19 protein-coding genes are annotated in these 19,413 nt (G+C 43.5%); 5 read left to right on the forward strand and 14 right to left on the reverse strand.

Features of this window, described 5'->3' with window-relative positions:
* Positions 1-5 precede the first annotated feature (5 nt).
* Genes rbsC through J2T19_RS04750 form a run of 5 tightly spaced genes read right to left on the reverse strand, consistent with a single transcriptional unit; the run spans position 6 to position 4,734 of the window.
* Positions 6-965, reverse strand: coding sequence for a ribose ABC transporter permease RbsC (gene rbsC, locus J2T19_RS04730; protein ID WP_370874813.1), 960 nt, complete (start codon positions 963-965; stop codon positions 6-8).
* 10 nt (positions 966-975) lie between these two features.
* The gene (locus J2T19_RS04735) at positions 976-2,457 is read right to left on the reverse strand and encodes a sugar ABC transporter ATP-binding protein (RefSeq protein WP_307213679.1); all 1,482 of its coding nucleotides are present in this window, start codon (positions 2,455-2,457) and stop codon (positions 976-978) included.
* Between the two features lie 15 nt (positions 2,458-2,472).
* A complete protein-coding gene (gene rbsD / locus J2T19_RS04740; RefSeq protein WP_307213681.1) occupies positions 2,473-2,874 on the reverse strand; it encodes a D-ribose pyranase in 402 nt (133 codons plus the stop codon).
* Positions 2,874-3,752, reverse strand: coding sequence for a ribokinase (gene rbsK / locus J2T19_RS04745; protein ID WP_307213683.1), 879 nt, complete (start codon positions 3,750-3,752; stop codon positions 2,874-2,876). The genes rbsD and rbsK overlap by 1 nt, the downstream gene beginning before the upstream one ends.
* Positions 3,745-4,734, reverse strand: coding sequence for a LacI family DNA-binding transcriptional regulator (locus J2T19_RS04750; protein WP_307213686.1), 990 nt, complete (start codon positions 4,732-4,734; stop codon positions 3,745-3,747). Before J2T19_RS04750 ends, rbsK begins: the two co-directional genes overlap by 8 nt.
* A 335-nt stretch (positions 4,735-5,069) precedes the next feature.
* On the opposite strand from J2T19_RS04750, the gene J2T19_RS04755 reads away from it, so the two are divergent.
* Positions 5,070-5,702, forward strand: a complete 633-nt coding sequence (locus tag J2T19_RS04755; protein ID WP_307213688.1) for a class I SAM-dependent methyltransferase — start codon at positions 5,070-5,072, stop codon at positions 5,700-5,702.
* A 129-nt stretch (positions 5,703-5,831) separates the two neighbouring features.
* On the opposite strand, the gene ppsA is transcribed toward J2T19_RS04755, so the two are convergent.
* Positions 5,832-8,429, reverse strand: a complete 2,598-nt coding sequence (gene ppsA, locus J2T19_RS04760; protein ID WP_307213690.1) for a phosphoenolpyruvate synthase — start codon at positions 8,427-8,429, stop codon at positions 5,832-5,834.
* Between the two features lie 340 nt (positions 8,430-8,769).
* Positions 8,770-9,183, reverse strand: a complete 414-nt coding sequence (locus J2T19_RS04765) for an ASCH domain-containing protein (protein WP_370874814.1) — start codon at positions 9,181-9,183, stop codon at positions 8,770-8,772.
* Between the two features lie 292 nt (positions 9,184-9,475).
* Here J2T19_RS04765 and J2T19_RS04770 point away from each other — a divergent pair, with 292 nt between their 5' ends.
* Complete coding sequence (locus J2T19_RS04770; protein WP_307213693.1) at positions 9,476-10,453, forward strand: DMT family transporter; 978 nt, start codon at positions 9,476-9,478, stop codon at positions 10,451-10,453.
* Between the two features lie 61 nt (positions 10,454-10,514).
* On the opposite strand, the gene J2T19_RS04775 is transcribed toward J2T19_RS04770, so the two are convergent.
* A complete protein-coding gene (locus tag J2T19_RS04775) occupies positions 10,515-11,651 on the reverse strand; it encodes a serine hydrolase domain-containing protein (RefSeq protein WP_307213695.1) in 1,137 nt (378 codons plus the stop codon).
* Positions 11,652-11,863: 212 nt separating this feature from the next.
* A complete protein-coding gene (locus J2T19_RS04780) occupies positions 11,864-12,052 on the reverse strand; it encodes a hypothetical protein (RefSeq protein ID WP_056690227.1) in 189 nt (62 codons plus the stop codon).
* 171 nt (positions 12,053-12,223) lie between these two features.
* Here J2T19_RS04780 and J2T19_RS04785 point away from each other — a divergent pair, with 171 nt between their 5' ends.
* Positions 12,224-12,466, forward strand: a complete 243-nt coding sequence (locus tag J2T19_RS04785; RefSeq protein WP_307214031.1) for an SIS domain-containing protein — start codon at positions 12,224-12,226, stop codon at positions 12,464-12,466.
* A gap of 257 nt (positions 12,467-12,723) precedes the next feature.
* Here the strand turns inward: J2T19_RS04785 and J2T19_RS04790 are convergent, their stop codons facing one another.
* Complete coding sequence (locus J2T19_RS04790) at positions 12,724-13,209, reverse strand: hypothetical protein (RefSeq protein WP_307213696.1); 486 nt, start codon at positions 13,207-13,209, stop codon at positions 12,724-12,726.
* Between the two features lie 220 nt (positions 13,210-13,429).
* Here J2T19_RS04790 and J2T19_RS04795 point away from each other — a divergent pair, with 220 nt between their 5' ends.
* Positions 13,430-14,101 (forward strand): cyclase family protein, encoded by a 672-nt coding sequence (locus tag J2T19_RS04795; protein ID WP_307213698.1) that lies wholly within the window; start codon positions 13,430-13,432, stop codon positions 14,099-14,101.
* A 56-nt stretch (positions 14,102-14,157) separates the two neighbouring features.
* On the opposite strand, the gene J2T19_RS04800 is transcribed toward J2T19_RS04795, so the two are convergent.
* The gene (locus tag J2T19_RS04800; RefSeq protein WP_128101793.1) at positions 14,158-15,030 is read right to left on the reverse strand and encodes a YitT family protein; all 873 of its coding nucleotides are present in this window, start codon (positions 15,028-15,030) and stop codon (positions 14,158-14,160) included.
* 142 nt (positions 15,031-15,172) lie between these two features.
* Positions 15,173-15,529: a MerR family transcriptional regulator gene (locus J2T19_RS04805; protein ID WP_307213700.1), complete on the reverse strand. Its 357-nt coding sequence runs from the start codon at positions 15,527-15,529 to the stop codon at positions 15,173-15,175.
* Between the two features lie 113 nt (positions 15,530-15,642).
* On the opposite strand from J2T19_RS04805, the gene J2T19_RS04810 reads away from it, so the two are divergent.
* Complete coding sequence (locus tag J2T19_RS04810; RefSeq protein ID WP_307213703.1) at positions 15,643-16,425, forward strand: SDR family NAD(P)-dependent oxidoreductase; 783 nt, start codon at positions 15,643-15,645, stop codon at positions 16,423-16,425.
* 125 nt (positions 16,426-16,550) lie between these two features.
* Here J2T19_RS04810 and nspC read toward each other — a convergent pair whose 3' ends face one another.
* Together nspC and J2T19_RS04820 are read right to left on the reverse strand one after the other, a co-directional pair.
* Complete coding sequence (gene nspC, locus J2T19_RS04815) at positions 16,551-17,678, reverse strand: carboxynorspermidine decarboxylase (RefSeq protein WP_239291451.1); 1,128 nt, start codon at positions 17,676-17,678, stop codon at positions 16,551-16,553.
* A gap of 1 nt (position 17,679) precedes the next feature.
* Positions 17,680-18,918 (reverse strand): saccharopine dehydrogenase family protein, encoded by a 1,239-nt coding sequence (locus J2T19_RS04820; RefSeq protein WP_307213705.1) that lies wholly within the window; start codon positions 18,916-18,918, stop codon positions 17,680-17,682.
* Positions 18,919-19,413 lie beyond the last annotated feature (495 nt).

A 19,413-nucleotide genomic window follows, 5' to 3' on the forward strand; every position in this document is an offset into this window, starting at 1 on the left:
TCTCCTTATGCTGTTTTCTTGCGGTCCAGCAGGACTGCAATGGCAATGACAACGCCCTTCACGACCATTTGGTAGAAGGAGTTCACCCCGAGCAAGTTCAATCCATTATTCAGTACACCGATAATCAGAACACCGATTAACGTGCCAACAATGCGCCCTCTACCACCAGAAAGACTCGTACCTCCGAGTACAACGGCTGCAATCGCATCCAACTCATAGGATGTACCTGCTGTTGGTTGTGCTGAATTCAAGCGTGATGTCAGAATTGCCCCTGCCAGTGCTGCAAGCATACCGGCCAAGGAATAGATCATCACTTTAACACGTGTAACTTTAATACCCGAGATAATGGAAGCTTTCTCATTACCGCCAATCGCATACGTTTTGCGACCAAAAGCTGTTTTATGCAAAATAATCCATAGAATCATAAACGTAATCATCATGGTGATGGCTGGTACTGGAATCCCCAACAAGTAACCACGTCCAAACAATTGGAACAGCAAGCTGTCACCAAGACCGGTAATTGGGTTACCATTCGTGTAGACCAGTGTTAATCCTCTGAATATCGTCATCGTTGCCAATGTCGCGATAAACGGTGCCATCTTGCCTTTGGTTATCATGAGACCATTGACCATCCCCATGACACCGCCTAGTGCTATCCCAATAATGATGGACAAGATCGGATCTAAACCAGATAACATCATATTAGCAACAAATGCACTGGATAATGCGAGGATTGAGCCAACCGATAGATCAATTCCGCCGGTGAGAATAACAAATGTCATCCCAAAAGCAATCAGCGCATTAATCGAAACCTGGCGCAGAAGATTCAAGATATTAAGCGGTTCCAAGAAGCTAGGATTTAAGATTGAAACGATAAGAATGAGAATGATTAAGCCGAGTAACGGTCCTAATTTTTGTGTTACGTTCGAGAAACGGAAGCCGCTTTTGGCAGTGTTGTTGTCCATTGTTGTCATATCACTGTCCCCCTGTAGCCAATGTCATAATATTTTCCTGCGTGGCTTCTTCTTTAGACAGCACGCCACTAATGTGCCCTTCATGCACAACTGCAATTCGATCACTCATCCCGAGCACTTCGGGTAGCTCTGACGACACCATGATGATGGCGACGCCTCGGTCAGTCAGTTCATTCATGAGCTGATAGATCTCGCGCTTCGCTCCAACATCGACACCTCGTGTAGGTTCATCCAGAATGAGCACACTTGGACCGATGCCGACCCATTTAGCAATAACCACTTTTTGCTGATTACCACCAGATAGGTTGCGAGCGGCAGTTTCCGAAGATTGTGTTTTGATCTGCAATCGTTTGATCAGTGTATCCACGAATTCCTGTTCTTTTGCAGTCGAGATGAAGCCTTTACTGGAGAAGCTGAACAGGTTCGGCAGTGCCATATTCTCACGAATAGAGAAGTCGAGCACGAGACCCTCGTCCTTGCGATCTTCCGTAATAAAACCAATACCATGTCTGACCGCATCTACAGGTTTACGAATGTTCACTTTTTTGCCGCGAATGATTACTTCACCGCGATCCATCGTGTCGAGACCAAAGATCGTTCTCATAATCTCCGTTCGCCCAGAGCCCATAAGTCCTGAGAAGCCTAGAATTTCACCTGCTCTAACATGAAAGCTCACATCGTGAAATAATCCTTTGCTGCTCGCGTTTCTGACCTCTAGCACAACGTCGCCATACGAGGGATTCCGAGATGGATAACGTTCCGTTAATTCTCGGCCGACCATTTTTCGAACGACTTCGTCAAAACTAGTCTGCGGAATCGATTGGGTATCTACGGTTCTACCATCACGCATAATCGTAATTCGGTCGCAGATGGTGAATATTTCCTCCATGCGGTGCGAGATATAGACGATGGATACGCCATTTTTCTTCAGTGACGTTATGACTCCGAACAGCTTTTGGATCTCCCGCTCTGTGAGCGCCGCTGTTGGTTCGTCCATAATGATGACCTTTGCATCTGTCATGAGCGCCTTCGCAATTTCGATCATCTGTTGTTGTCCTACAGAGCATTCACCCGCAGGACGTTCGAGTGGAATGTCCACAGATAACTTGCTAAACTGCTCCTTGGCAAGCGCTTTCATTTGTCTCGTATTTAGCAACCCAAACGAGGAAGTCACCTCCTTACCGATAAAAAGGTTATCGAGCACCGTCATTTCAGGCCAGACGTTTAACTCCTGATGAATAAAGGTGATGCCTAGTTTCTCTGCCTCCTTCGGACTGGTGAAATACGTTTCCTTTCCGTCGATCTTAATTGTGCCTTGATCCCGCTGATGAAGACCAATCAGAATATTCATGAGTGTAGATTTACCTGCTCCGTTCTCCCCCATTAGGGCGTGAACCTCACCTTCTTGCAGTTCAAAATCCACTCCGCTTAGCACCTGATTGGTGCCAAACGCTTTGTGAATGTTGTGCATCTGAATATGCATCACGCAACCTCCTTTTTAACCAAAATGGACTCCTGCTTGTAAAATGCAATTAGCATAAGGCGTCGCCTCACCTGTGCGGATAACCGCCTTTACCTGCCTTGTTAATACTTTAAATTGCTCATGACTGACGGAAACAGCCACGTTGTCCTCTCCGAATCTGTCTATCATAAATTGCAGCGCCGCGGGGTTTGCCTCTCGGATTTCTTCTGCCACTATGACCTTTTCAATGACCATATCATCTGCAATGGTTTCTACGACTTCACGAAAACTCGGTGTTCCTAGCTTCAGAGCCAGATCAATCTTACGTACTCCTTCCGGTACGGGAAGCCCGGCATCCGCAATCGCAATCAGATCCGTGTGACCGAGATCCGAGAGTATTTTGGAAATGTGACTATTGAGTATGCCATGTCTTTTCATTACAGGCTCTCCTCCACTTCCGCTCGCGTTGGCATTCCGCCTTGGGCTCCGAACTTGGTCACAGACAATGAGGCAGCTCGATTAGCGAAGCGGATGCTATCTTGTAGCGGCTTGCCTTCAGCCAAAGCGACTGCAAACGCGGCATTGAATGTATCTCCAGCGCCTGTTGTATCAACGGCTTTCACTTGGTACGTTGGCACAAGGACTTCCTGTTCACCATCAAAATAACGTACACCCTTGCTGCCTTCTGTTATAAACAATTTATTGGGATACTGCCGCAGCGACTCTGCCGGGCTTACACCTTGGAACAATATTTCTGCCTCATGTTCGTTCGGCGTAATGTAGGAGGCATTGTCAATGACCTCTTGCGATATCATTCTTGCGGGTGCTGGATTCAATAACAGCGGAGTTCCAAACTTCGCGCACAGTGCACTAACGTGAACCACTGTTTCCTCAGGTATTTCTTGTTGGATCAATACGATATCAGCATTACGGATAACATCTACCGCCTCATCAACATATGCGGGAGTGACTTCACGGTTGGCCGCCTCAACAACTACAATACTATTATCACCTTCCGCAAGAATGATATGAGCCGTTCCGCTCTCTAAATGTGTAACCGGTTTCACATTTTGCGTATTTACACCATTTGCTTCGAAGTTGTTCAAAATGTCTGTACCGAAGGTATCTTCACCTACCCGTCCGATCATATACACCTCTGCTCCCAATCGGGCAGCAGCAACAGCTTGATTCGCGCCTTTGCCGCCAGGGACTGTTTTGAAGCTTTCGCCAAGAACGGTTTCACCCGCTCCTGGTCTTCTTGAAGAAGTAACGACTAAATCCATAGAACTGCTACCAATCACGCAAATTTTAGCCATCTGTTCTCACCTTTCTCGTTGTTCCCCGCTCAATAAATCCGACGGGCAACTGTATGTTTTTATCCTCAATCGCATTTTGTTCCACAAGCTTGATAAGTAATCCCGCCGCTTCTCTACCCATCTCATATGCCGGTTGCCGAATGGTGGACAACGCTGGCGACAATAGACCACTCATCGGAATATCGTCAAACCCAATGACTTGTACATCCTCAGGGACTTTCCTTCCAATTCGCGCCGCCTCATGCAGCACGGCCATCGCAGCAATGTCATTACTGGCGATTACTCCATCCGTGTCGGCATATTTCTTAAATAATTCTTCTGCCCACACCCCTGCCTCGTTAAACGAAAATGAGGTTGTCTGGATAACCCGGTAATCAAGCCCTGCCGCCCGAATGGTTTCAATTGCTCCTTCAAAGCGATCCTGGGCTGGGCGAATATGTGTTGGTCCCTGCATAACCGTTATCCGGCTGCTACCCCGTCTGATGATCTCCTTGGCTGCTAGCCTTCCCCCTTCTCTACCGTCTGCATACACAGAAGGTCGATCTAATGAGGTTCTATCAAGAAACACCACAGGAATCTTCAGGTTTTCATATATTGAAGAATGAGGGTAGTTTGTTGAAGAGATCACACCAACTACGTTATTCTGAATGAACGTTTGGATGTAATCTTGCTCCTTCCGTTCATCCTCATCACTATTTCCGAATATCAGTCTGTAATCCTGCTCCTGCATCCGATCCTCTACACCACGAGCAAGCTGTGGAAAGTAAGGGTTTGCAATATCGGGCAGCAACAAGCCAATCAGTTTGGACTTGCGTTTATATAATGAGCGAGCTACTTCATTCGGGGAGAAGTTAAGCGCCTTCACGGCATCTTCTACTTTCTTGCGGGTATCCGCATGAACATATCCCCTGTCATTGATGACTCTTGATACGGTGGCTACTGATACGCCAGCCAGATTCGCTACGTCTTTGATCGTTTTCATCATTTGTTCTCCTTATGTGTAACCGGTTACATACATAAATTATCACATTCTATTTCATTTGACAAGCATTTCATCACTTGAAATTTATCCCAGTGGGTCGAACAAGTTTCTTAAACTTATGTCAACAACGAACGATCAGATTATATCTGTTTACTCAAAACTAAGGCATTAACTAAGATTAACCCCTTCGTTATTTTGCCATCTCATTACGGTGCTACAATACCACAGAATAAAAAAGGAATTTACTATTTACAAAAAACGATACATATATTAGAGTTATTAAGGATTTCAAATGTCTTTTATATACTTATAATAGAAAAGGAGCTGGCTGTACCGTGGAATTCTGGGAATCCAGTTTTATAGCTAAACAAACAATGTGGGGATTCGAACCGACAGATTCGAGTCTTCTAACTAAGGCGTTTTTCCTTGAAAAGAACATTAAGGACATCCTTATCCCGGGCGTCGGCTATGGCCGAAATGCCAAAACCTTCATAGATGCTGGAATTAAGGTCACCGGAATTGAAATTTCCGAAACCGCCATCCACTTAGCAAGGCAACAAGGGCTTGATTTTCCGATTGCTCATGGCTCTGTAACCGACATGCCGTTCGATGAGCATCTGTACGAAGGTATATTTTGCTATGCGCTGATTCATCTATTGAACAGACAGGAACGAGAACAGTTTATTGCAAATTGTTACAAGCAATTAAAGCCTAATGGATATATGGTCTTTACAACCGTTTCCCCAAAAGCCCCCATGTATGGTCAAGGACAACAACTCGACCACAATTATTATGAGATCATGGAAGGGCTTCAGATGTTTTTCTATGATAATAAATCCATTCAAGAAGAATTCGGATCTTACGGACAGCTTGAAGTTTCTGAAATTGAAGAGCCTAATAAAATCATGAAAAACAAACCTTCGATCCCATTTCTGCTTATTCGATGCAAGAAAGATGAATTAGCCTAATCATATAGAAACGTAATAGATAAAAGGACGAACAACGTATGAACATACGTATCCGCCCTTTGTATCTTAACAATAATTCAAAGCTTACGTAGCAACTAGCCTCACTTCATTACCTGCTCCTGCTCGTGGTTAAGAAAGTATTTCGATGTAGCCTTCTGTTCCATTCACACGAATTCGTTGCCCGTCTTTGATCAATTGAGTTGCATTCTCTACACCAACAACTGCGGGTAACCCATATTCACGTGCAATGACTGCACCATGCGTCATCAGTCCGCCTACTTCTGTCACTAGACCTTGTATAGAAACAAATAAAGGCGTCCAGCCAGGATCAGTAAACGATGTCACTAAGATATCCCCGGCCTCCAGATCGATATCATTCATGTCCAAAATGACTCGTGCTCTTCCTTCAATTACACCTGAAGAAACGGGTAAACCTGCAATCGAACCCACAGGTAGATGTTCACGATTGTATTCCCCTGTAATGATCTCACCATCAGATGTCATCACACGCGGAGGCGTAAGCTTTTCATATGATCGATAGTCCTCTTTCCGTTGATCAATCGTCTGCTGATCCAATAGGTTTGTGCGAACCACTTCGTGAAGCTCTTCATAAGCAAGATAATATATATCCTCTACGTTCTGAATAATCCCAGCTTGAACGAGTCGTTCAGCATCTCTAAATAGAGCCTGCTTATAAATATAATAACGACTGACGATGCCGTACTTGGGATATTCGCGGTAACCAATGAACTTGCGTACGAGGTTGATCTTTTGCTTCGTTTCATGAGCTTTTTGCTCCCCGTCAGGTAATTGCTTTAAGCGATCTATTAACTCTTGTTCCTTCTCCAAAGCTTCCTTCAGCCCTTGCTCAAATTTATGCTTACCCGCCTGCGGCTCAAAGTTCTTGATGTTACCCAAGATCATGGGAATCAGTGTTAATGGCTTTTCACTCCAACGAGTTCTTGTTATATCAATTTCCCCAGCACATCGCATGCCGTACTTGCTCAGAAACTCCTCGATTGCGTCCCGACTTTCCTGTCCTCCATCCAGCTTAACGAGTTCTTCTAGAAAGCTATTATCTTCCGTTTGCTGCAAATAATGAATCACATCTGGATAAGGACGAATCACATCCGCGACATCCAACAACGCCAGACCCATCTCAGAAGTAATATTGCCCTCTACCGATTGCGTGAGCGTATCCGCTACGTTCTTCTCACCTAGCCATTCATTGATGTTCTCATTAATCCATGTTGTCGCATTTATAGCAGCCATAAAGACAGCCGTACTTTGCGGATCAAATAAATGCTTCTTCAGATCCTGCACATCTTCCAAAATAAAATCAAACAACTCCGCTCCCGATTTATTTTGAATATTATGCTGTAGATTATCGATTGAAGTCTGACTTCGCCCTATCAATTCAGACACGATATTGGAATCTGGCTCGAATGGCGGCAGTGTATCTGTGTTACGTCTAGTAGGCGGTGCTGCTGCCTGATCCTTGGGTAGCACGGTTATAAAATCTCGCTCGATGATTGTCTTAAGTGCACCTACAATAAGTGGATCGGAGCTTAAATTATTCAGTAAAGCTTGCCTGCCAGCTGTTGAAGACAGCATCGGTGCAATATCCACAAATAATCGGCCTCCGGCTATCCGCATCAGCGCAGGTGTAATCAACAGGTAAAAAGATAGGCCTAATGGTTTGATGGCATCGGTCATCATCTGCTGATGACCCACAGATAGATAGACGTGATTGTCCGCATCCTCCACCTTGGGGATTGGGAACAACGTCGTGATGGGGCGACTCTGTACAATATAGAAGGTATCCTCAGCCAGACACCATTCAATATCTTGTGGGCAACCAAAATAAGTCTCGATTTGTCTGCCGATGTGTGCTAGTTGTATCATTTGTTGGTCCGTAAGAGTTTGGTATCCCTGCTGATCAGGCTCGATCTGCCGTGTTTCCGTTCCACCACCTTCTAAGCCATAGATCGCCAGCTTTTTCATGCTGATCATTTTATCGACAATATGGTCTCCTTGGACTTTGTAATTGTCAGCGGAGACTATACCTGAGACCAGCGCTTCTCCTAGCCCAAAACTAGCGTCGATGGATATTAGATTGCGATTGGATGTGACCGGATCAGCCGTGAACATGATTCCAGAAGCCTGGGGAAATATCATTCTCTGTACGACAACAGAGCAATACACATGCCTGTGATCATATCCATTTTGTATACGATAAAAGACTGCACGTTCAGTAAACAGTGACGCCCAGCATTTCCGAATGTGATGAAGGATTGCGTCTTGTCCAATGATGTTTAAGTACGTATCTTGTTGCCCAGCAAATGAAGCATGAGGTAAATCCTCAGCAGTAGCACTCGAACGTACCGCATAAGCATGTTCCATGCCCTGCTTAGACAAGTGGCATATAACTTCCTTGGTTACATCGGAAGGTATTGCTGTATCCATAATCGTTTGACGAAGCTTTAGACTCACTTCACCGATCTCTGTGCGATCCTGAAGAGTTAACATTGTTAGTTGCTTAAGCAGAGTAGAATACGTATCGTTTTGTTCAAGCGCTAGTTGGAATGCGCGAGTAGTCACACAAAATCCATCAGGAACATGAACCCCCTCTACTGTGGATAGCTTCCCTAAATTTAACCCTTTGCCACCAACAAGCGTAAGCTGTGTAGCATGCATTTCGTGAAAATCGAGAACGAATGAATTCATTCAGCTTCACTCCAATCCGCCTATTTTGAAAAAAAACATTTGACAAGAGTTAATCAGCATGGTAAATTAATAATAGAAGATAGGTTCATTATGAAGATTAACAAATTTCAGAAATTTGTATTCCGATTATATCACCGGATTTATTTACATACAATAACCAAAAAGAACCTGATGTAGTCCATCAGGTTCTTTTTTATCGTTTATTATAGACTAGCCCTATTATTGCAAACACATGCTAGAACTCTAGTATTACACTATTACACGCCTCGCCACTTGATATGTATACAAGTACAAATCTATTCATCTAGCAACATTATCATTCGCAGTGCTCCCATCGTACCTAAACCGCTGCCCTGTACACGTCCACAACCTTAAATGTCTGACAGACCAGCAACAATTCGGGGGTAAACGTAAGACCATACTGGCTCAATTGCCAGGTGAAAAATTCAACATGCTCCTGATACCAATACGCATAGCTCAGATCACCCTCTCCTTCAGATCGAGCAAATTCATGGGTAACTTCATTCATTTTCACGACTTCAATCTGAGTCATTTGGATAATGGCTAACGGATTGTTATCTCCGTCTAATACAATATCGTACTGACCTACCTTTGGAATTTCCTCGTTTTCTAGCTCATATGCACAATGAGCAGAACACGTTCCCGTTTTCATGCCACTAACAACTAATCCGCCTAACTCATCTCCCATTGCTTTTGATCCGTCTCCAAACATCCAAGCACTTGGAACATCCATGTTTAACTCGTTTTGTTTGGCAAACTTTTTCCAGTATTCCTGTATTATACTTGCTGACACTATACGTCCCCCTATAACCATAGACTCCATAGAATTCATAGAATTCATCTTATCTTAACATATTAACCTGTTATTGATCATTTCAGGCTCCATTAAACCTTGATCTCCTGATTCGAAAATAGTTCTTAACTTACATTTAGCGATACAAGTCGTGCGAATTATGATATGGTCAGTGATGGATATGAGATTAGTACAACCATATGTGCATGAAATTGCGAGGAGAAGATGGAACGTGATCGAGAGAGAGATAACAGAGAAACGAAGTAAATTTCAAGACCCATTGTTTGTCATGCTCATAGCAAGTCTATGTTGCTTGTTATGGGGAAGTGCTTACCCATCCATTAAACTTGGATATGTCGCTTTTAACATCTTGCCGGAGGACATCGCCTCCAAATATGTATTCGCTGGATATCGATTTACATTAGCCGGTTTATTGCTTCTGCTCCTTTTTCGGACGGTGAGAAAACAGAGATTGAAGCTGACTCGGCGTGAGTGGGCTAGCCTTGGCGCACTCGGCGTATTGCAAACCGGTCTGCAATATATGTTTTTCTACGTTGGGGTAGCCAATACAACAGGTGTAAAAGGCTCCATTATGAATGCAACAACAACATTCTTCAGTGTTGTTCTGGCTCACTTTATCTATAAAAATGATAAGTTAAGTCAAAATAAAATTGTCGGCTGTGTGCTTGGTTTCGTCGGCGTAATCATTGTAAATTCCCATGCAGATCTGCTCACATTCTCCTTCTCCCTTACAGGCGAAGGTTTCGTGATTATAGCTGCTCTAGTCTTCTCGGTGACCGCGATCTACGCCAAACGATTGACAGCTACTATTGATGTTATGATCATTACAGGAATTAGTCTGTTCGTTGGAGGCGTTGTGTTGACTTTGCTTGGTCTATCACTTGGCGGCAGTGTCACCCATTTTACTCTAGCATCTACAGCGAATCTAATTTATCTGGCCTTATTATCTTCCGTGGCATTCTGTCTATGGAATCTGCTTCTTAAATACAACAAAGTTGGAAAAGTATCTGTGTACAACTTCCTCATTCCTGTATTTGGTGCATTACTATCCGCACTGTTCTTGGGAGAATCGGTTCTGGAACTGAAAAATCTGGTTGCATTACTGTTTGTATCACTCGGAATATACATGGTCAATCGGGTAGTCTCTGCCAAGGGCGATAAAGGGTTGGTCACCAACTATAAACCTTAATATGTGAACTGAATAAGTACTACAAAGAGCCGCGATATTAATTTCGCGGCTCTTACATCATTTATGATAAACAAGAATATACAACATTCCGTAACCGCCGCTGAACGTAAGGCTCCTGACTGTTCAATAGATGCTGTGCATACATTACTGTCAACTCGGAATCCGGATCAATAATCGCCATACAGCCAGCAGCACCACTCCATCCGAATTCACCAATGGCACTGAGTGATCCACTGCCTGCTTTGGAGATGTGCGTACGTACACCTAGTCCATAACCATACCCATCCATATGATCCCAGGAGTAGTCCCCTCGGGTCATTTCATTCAGGTGATCTGTCCGCATAAGCTCTACCGAAGCCTGGGAGAGAATTCGCACACCTTCTGGACTCGTGCCTCGACCTGTCAATGCATTCAAGAACAGAGCATAGTCGCTAACTGTGGACATCAGCCCTGCTCCACCGCTCTCTAGCTCTGTACCTACACGGAATCCATTGCCATCCATCCTTACTGCTTGCCCAAGCTCATCATTGTAAGCATATTGCGGAATCAGACGACGCTGTTGTTCTTCATTCAGGTCAAATGCCGTGTCTTTCATGCCGAGTGGTTCGGTAATCGCATCTCGCAAATACGTACCAAACTTCTTACCACTAACAACCTCCACCAGAGCTCCCAGCACGTCGTGGCACATACTGTAATTCCAATGTGTGCCAGGCTCAAATAACAACGGTTCTTTGGCAAGCGCTTTCGCAAAATCCCGAGTGCTTACCGTTCCATTACTACTCTGTACGATCTCCTGTATACTTGGACAACCCACATCATATGAGAATCCAGCCGTCATCGTAAACAAGTCGCGTACCGTTATCGCTCTGGTCGCTTGTTCCAGCCGAACTTCTCCGTTCCCCATCGTTTTCTTCACTTTCATGTCCGCATACTCTGGCAAGTACTCTGATAGCGGATCACTTAACAGCATATCGCCTCTCTCCACCAGCTGCAGACCCGCAACACAGGTCATGATTTTGGTCATGGAATACAGATTGAAGATCGCTCCATCCCCGATTGGCGTTTGCTCCTCTAGATTGGCATACCCGTTCCGATAATGGAAAACGGTATCATTTTGATGCATGACAAGCACCTCTGCCCACGGTACTCTCCAAGCTGTGATACGATCAATAAATGAAGCAAGCGGTTTAAAGTCCATATTCTCCCCGTCCTTATATGTAGAATCTATGATCATTATGGATGATCAATTGCCGATGTGGCTATGTAATATACGACTCCAGCAAAAGCAAAACAACCATTGTTGGTATTATATCAAGAACGGTTACCCTTGAATTGAACACAAACCATCACACAACCAATAAGCCAATCCCGAAGGATCAGCTTATTTGTTAGCTTTTTAGCTTTTTGGGCTTATGTGCGTCTGTTCTCAACAGATTTCATGCGGTTCTGGTCGTCAGACACTCGGTCATGACTGAATTCTTGACCTGCTTCCATCTCGCCATGTCCTGAAATGTTACGGGAGAATTGGGTGAACTGTCGTTTATGTTCATCCTGTTCATGCTTTTGCTGCAGAAGCTGTTGTGGATCCTGATTAGTCATGAGGTTACCTCCCCTAAATAAAATCATGTTTATTTCAACGCACTACATAAGTTTTCCATAAGGACACAAAGCTTATGCATGAAGATTGCATTTAACGTTTGCATAATGTATCGCAATCCTTGAGGGTCGATCTGCCAGCCCCAATCGCTTGCTTATAAGTACAGTGTTACGATTGCATTATCTACCTCAGGTGAAAATCCATTCATCTTACCCCATCTAACACAAATTAAGCAGGAGAAAAATAAAATTGTGAGTATTACGAATAATCGCCAATCCACTATAGCCAAAATCTCTGATATCAATATTCCTTATTATGTAAATGAGGAATACTATGAATCAGCAAATATAACCACCCAATTCCCCGTACTCTTTCTATTGGAATGGATGGCTCGAGAAGTTTCCAAACATGAATGAGTCATAAATTTCGCTCAATACGTAGCATACCTAAACGTAGCTTGGGAATTCTCATTTTGTTTCAACACTTCAGCTATAATTACTGCATCGGATATCTCTAGAATTTGATCAAAGGAGACATCTATCGTTTGTACATATGCAGGACTACCTGCTAAAAGGGGATATTCTTCACGCAGTTCTTCTATTCTATCATCGGTAAGGCATCATGAATGTATCCGTTTTCATTATTCTCTTCCCCATTTCATTTTAGAACATGCTTAAGTTCTGTTTCGAAGTACACGCTCCAGTAGCCAGCCGATGAATATAGAGAACGAAAGTCCAAACATTAGGATTGGAAAGTTATAATACAGTGTATTGGTATACTGGTTCAGCAAGCCAAAGCGGTAGACTGCCGAATCGGGATCATTCGTGTACCCGTTCAGCTGCTCGCCCAACTGGTGAATGAATTGAACTTCCATGAAGATAAAGAGACCACATAACAAAATAGCTACAATAGGTATCAGAGCATACATCCGAACCGAGCGATCACGATGATCATTAAGCCACCTTCTGGTTAACGTCATCGTCCATATACACAGGATAAAAAATGTCAGTATAGATGGAAACAGAACTAGAAGACCCAGATTCCCGTTACCAGAAACTCCTCTACCCGGTTCATGCTGAATGGTTGAAATATGTACACCTCCGACCATCAACACATTCCAGAGCAGAAAAAAAAGATACGGTTTATGAATTCGTTTCATCATCACTATTTTTTATAGGAGTTCAAATATGAGAATAAGCACAAATGACACCGATGAAACATGTAACGAAGCAACTTTATTGTGTAATATCATTCATGAAATAAAACCTCATCGCATAAAACGATAAATGGTGTACTATTCAGACGGTTCGGTTGCTTGCCTCTCTTCAGTCTTTACATTCTAGGTCATAATAGGTAATGAATAAAGGAGCGATTGGAAGATGACACGAATACTCTTGTCCTATCCTCTTAGCACACATACGCCCATATATAAGGGTAATCCCCCGGTACAGATTCTACAGCAGTCGAGTACCGACCAAGGTGATCTGTATAATCAGTTCATTATTACTTCCCTTAACCATAACGGCACCCACATTGATGGACCATGGCATTTTAACCCTCAAGGGAAAAAGTTAACAGAGATCCCGTTAGACAACTTTATCTTCAACCATCCAACCGTTATCGATGTTCCCAAACAAGATGATGAGCTAATCACCAAAGAAGATCTTGAACCTTATGAACATCAGATTGCTGGCTCGGATCTGGTTTTGATTCGCACTGGTTTTGGGAACATTCGTTCAACAGACCCTGAACGGTACAGTAATCATAACCCGGGTCTTGCAGCATCTGCCGCCCGTTATCTGATGGTTTTTGACTCATTGCGGGCGGTTGGATTGGACTCGATCTCAGCTGGTGCGGCTAATCATCCAGATGAAGCCGTTGCTTTTCACCAAACGATATTAGGGAAAGACCGCGTAGACGGCAAGTATATTCTAGTCATTGAAGACATGAATCTTAATCATGATCTGTCTAATATTAGCCAGGTTTACGCGATCCCATTGTACATTGAAGGTGTGGACAGCAGTTTTGCAACCGTGTTTACCGAAACCTAATTGTATCAAAAAACGCGCCGAGAGAACTCTTCTCTCTAGCGCGTTTTTGATTCATCCTAGTGAATATCCTTCTTCTTGAAATTCCCGCCTTTAACCTCGGCTACATCGTATACGACTACAAAAGCCGTAGGATCAATTTCATGAATGATATCTTTAATTTTACTTTCTTCCATCCGGTTGATGACACACGTAATTTCTTTGAATTGCTCGTTAGAGTATCCACCATACGCATCCGTATATGTTGCTCCACGTCCTAGACGATCACGAATGGTTTCGACCATAATCTCTGGTTGATTCGTAATAATTTTGAATGTCTTGGAACCGCTCAAGCCTTCTTCAACGATATGTATAACTTTAGAAGCAATAAAGTACGCAAGCCCAGACAGAATCGCACCTTGTAGACCAAATACCGTAGACACAACGATAAACACAAACATGTTGAGGAACAGAATCAGGTCACTCGTTCCAAATGGGACTTTACGGGATAACAACACAGCCAACATGTCTATTCCATCTAATGCTCCGCCATTACGCAATGCAAGTCCCATACCAAAACCGATAATGATACCGCCAACAACGGTAACCAGCAAAGTATCGCCTTGAATAATCGTTGGCACATGGTGCATCAGACTGGTGCTAACCGCAAGTGAAGCAATACCAATGACCGAATATAAAGCAAAACTCTTACCGATCTGCTTATAACCAAGCCATACAAAAGGAATGTTAATAAGCCCGATCAACATCCCGAGTGGTAGTCCGAACAATTGTGATCCTACGATACTAAGACCGGTTACGCCGCCGTCCGAGACATTGTTCGGAATCAATATGGCTTCCAGACCATATGCCGTGATAAATCCCCCGATAATAATTAACAATACTTTGGAGAGGATCTTCAGCTTGTTCGATTTTTGTATTCTGTTTTGATTCATTCCATTTCCCCCTTGATGAACAATGCACAACGTAAATTTTAGCAAACATAAAAAATAGTCTATAACAAAAATCACACTTTTGGCAATAGAAGGTCATTTAAAAACGCATGTTACGCTATCTATGAAATCCAAGCTCATTACATTATTTCCCGATAAATGATCGATATGCCACAATTTTAAGTTCCAGCATTTCGTTCGCGGCATGAAGGTTGTTCATCTGATCTTCAACGGCTCTCTTATGGTTCTCCAGCAGTTCCAAACGTTCTGGAGCTGTATGCTCGCCTTCTTGAAATAACGAAGCATACTTTTTGATGACAGCGATCGGCATTTGTGTTTCTTTTAACTTGATGACAAACTGCAGCCATTTGAGATGAGACTCATTGTATCGCCTGTCTCCACCGGCATCACGAAGCGGAATGATGATCTGCTCCTTCTCGTAATACCGTAACGTATACGCACTAATCCCGAGCAACTCAGCGACTTCACCAATCGTATGCATGGTTGTACTCCTTTCCATTTTCTTGCTTGACTTAGAGTAAGCTCTAATCAGTATAATCAACTCGTAGTCACATCACAATATTAAATACTGAAATTAGATTCGGAGGAATTCTCATGAAATACACCGTAATTACTGGAGCAAGTTCAGGCATTGGATATGAAGCAGCTTTGGCATTTGCCGCACGCGGTAAACATCTGATTTTAGCTGCACGCAGAACCGCTGAGTTGGAACAGTTAAAATCCAAAATTGCTGAAATAGATAACACGTTAGACGTTGTGATTCGCACCGTAGATCTATCCATTGCCGCGGATGTACATGCTTTCTATGAAAGCTTGAACGGTTATTCCATCGAAACATGGATCAACAATGCTGGCTTTGGCAATTTTGCCTCAGTTGGTGAGCAACACTTGCCTAAAATTGAACAAATGCTTCATCTCAATATTGAAGCACTTACAATTCTCTCCACTCTCTATGTTCGGGATTATGCCGAAACTCCGGGCACACAAATTATCAACATCTCTTCAGGAGGCGGCTATACGATTGTACCGGATGCGGTAACGTACTGTGCGACCAAGTTTTATGTCAGTGCCTTTACCGAAGGTCTGGCCCAGGAGCTTAAAAGCAAACATGTTCCTATGCAAGCCAAAGTGCTCGCACCTGCTGCGACAGAAACCGAGTTTGCTGAACGTGCCTTTGATCTAGATCAGTTCCAGTATGAAGGGCGTGTGCCTAAGTTCCATACAGCCGAGCAGATGGCCGGATTTTTACTAGATCTGTATGACAGCGAATATGTCGTAGGGATCGTGAATGGACTAACGTATGAATTTGAACTGAAAGACCCAATCTTCCCTTATGCCACCAGAGCAGCAAGTAAACCCGTGGACTCAAACAAGTAACACAAAAAAAGAGCAGTTTCTAAATCACACTCGTGTGTGACTTGGAACTGCTCTTTTTACTTATATAATAACAATATACATCGCTAGAGTAATACCGGTGATAACTTAGGATATATAATAACGTATTAAGCCAATCTTGTTTTGAAATCTTGGTATCCGAATTCACGTACGATTTCACAATCGCCATCTTTTCGTTTGACTGCAATGGCTGGCAACGGCATGCCGTTGAAGGTATTAGTTTTCACCATGGAGTAGATCGCCATGTCCTCGAATACGAGACGGTCACCTTCTTGCAAAGGTTGATCGAATGAGTAATCTCCAATGACATCACCAGATAGGCAAGTTTGTCCACCCAGACGATACAGATGCGCTTTCTCGCCCACTTCTCCCGAACCGATTAGCGGCGGGCGATATGGCATTTCCAGTACATCTGGCATATGACATGTAGCTGAAGTATCCAGAATAGCGATATCCATGCCGTTTTTGTGGAAGTCCAGCACGGAAGTTACCAGATATCCTGCATTTAGAGCAACAGCTTCTCCCGGCTCCAGATATACTTCTAGACCATAGTCGTTCTGCATACGCTTAATGCAAGCTTCCAATCTTGGAATGTCATAGTCTTCACGTGTGATGTGATGTCCACCACCGAAGTTAATCCATTCCATCTGTGGCAGCCATTGACCGAATTTCTCTACTACAGCGTTCAGCGTTGTCTCCAGATCATCGGAGTTTTGCTGACACAATGTGTGGAAATGCAGTCCAGAGACCCCTTCCAGCAGATCTGCTCGGAAATCCTCTTGTTTAGCTCCAAAACGTGAACCCGGAGAACACGGATCATAGATCTCGTGTCCTTCTTGGGTTGAACATTCCGGGTTAATGCGCAAACCAACCTTGCGGCCAGCCTGAAGCGCCTTATCCTTAAATTTCGCAAGCTGCGAAAATGAGTTGAAAATGATATGGTCACAGATCGAAATAATCTCGTCGATCTCTTCTGCACGGTAAGCTGGCGCAAAAACATGGTTTTCCTTGCCCATTTCCTCGTGACCCAAACGTGCTTCATACAGTCCACTTGCTGTCGCACCACTCAGGTATTCTCCAATGAGAGGATACATCGCAGTCATGGAAAATGCCTTTTGTGCAAGCACAATTTTGGCACCTGTACGCTGCATAACCCCGTTCAGGATTTTCAGGTTTTTCTCAATTAGGCTCTCGTCAACAACAAAGCAAGGCGTCGGTAATTGCTCAAACCGCATTTTAACGAACAAGCTCCGATTGTTTTGCTTCTTCTGGCAGCTCATCAACCAATACCGGGTTGAAGTCTTCTACCCATGGGAGACCCCATTTGTTCAGTTCTTCCATGAACGGATCTGGGTTGAACTCTTCGACGTTGAATACACCTGGTTTATTCCATTTACCTGTCATAACCATTGCTGCACCGATCATTGCTGGAACGCCTGTTGTGTAAGAGATCGCTTGGGAACCAACTTCTTTGAAGCACTCTTGGTGATCACAGATGTTGTATACATAGTACGTTTTGTCTTGACCATCTTTTTTACCTTTGAAAATGCAACCGATGTTCGTTTTACCCACTGTACGTGGTCCAAGGGATGCTGGATCTGGCAATACTGCTTTCAAGAATTGCAATGGAATGATTTGTTTGCCTTCATATTCAATCGGTTCGATTGAAGTCATGCCTACGTTTTCCAATGCTTTCAAGTGAGTCAGGTAGCTTTGGCCAAATGTCATGAAGAAACGGATACGTTTCAGACCAGGAATGTTTTTCGCCAAGGACTCCAATTCTTCATGGTACAACAGGTACATATCTTTTTCGCCAACTTCTTTGAAGTCGTAGACACGTTTGATTTCCATTGGCTTCGTTTCGATCCATTCACCATTTTCCCAGTATCTTCCGTTAGCTGAAACTTCACGGATGTTGATCTCAGGGTTAAAGTTTGTTGCGAACGGGTAACCGTGGTCACCGCCATTGCAGTCAAGGATATCGATATATTCGATTTCATCGAAATAGTGTTTCAGGGCATATGCAGAGAATACGCCAGTTACGCCAGGATCAAATCCGCTTCCGAGCAATGCAGTAATGCCTGCTTTTTCAAAGCGCTCTTTGTAATCCCACTGCCAGCTGTATTCGAATTTTGCTGTATCTTCTGGCTCATAGTTCGCTGTATCCATGTAGTTTGTTTTCGTTGCAAGACAAGCATCCATGATCGTCAGATCCTGATATGGCAAAGCCAGATTCATCACGATATCCGGTTTAACTTCGTTGATCAACGCGATCAACTCGTCAACATTGTCAGCATCCACTTGTGCTGTCGTAATTTTTGTTTTGCCGCCGTCCAACTTCGCTTTAAGTTCGTCACATTTTGATTTTGTACGACTCGCGATGCAGATCTCCTCAAAAACTTCGCTATTTTGAACGCATTTGTGTACTGCCACAGAAGCAACGCCGCCGGCGCCGATGATTAGTGCTTTTCCCATTTTTCATTCTCCTATCCCCATATGTAGGTTCGTTTTTTTTTGTACGATTCCATGCCATCACAGATTGTATTGTTTCATTATGCAACGTTCACCCGCTACTGATACAATAAAAAAAGCAAGGTGAAAAATGCCGCATATTTGCGCATCATCACACTTGCTTGTTGATATACATCATAAATAAGACGTGAAGACTCCTTGACCAAAAAAAATTCACAAGAACTCCTTTGGCGGAAAGCTCCTTCATGTATATCAATATTGGATCAGAGTCTATATAGCAAATAATTCGCCTTTACCACTCTTATTGACCGTTTCACAAGTTGATGTGCAAATGCACTGGTTGTAAAGTAACCAACTTATAAAATTTGAGCTTTGAACTCAATCAATAAGGCAACATAAGTTGCCAATCGGCGTTTGACCCGGCTGTCCGTATGGCCTTAACTTCCTGGTAGAAGTGGTCAAATTTATCTGCTGGAAAGCTCTAATTCATATTGATAA

It is taken from the genome of Paenibacillus tundrae (assembly GCF_030812775.1).
Lineage (GTDB): Bacteria > Bacillota > Bacilli > Paenibacillales > Paenibacillaceae > Paenibacillus > Paenibacillus tundrae_A.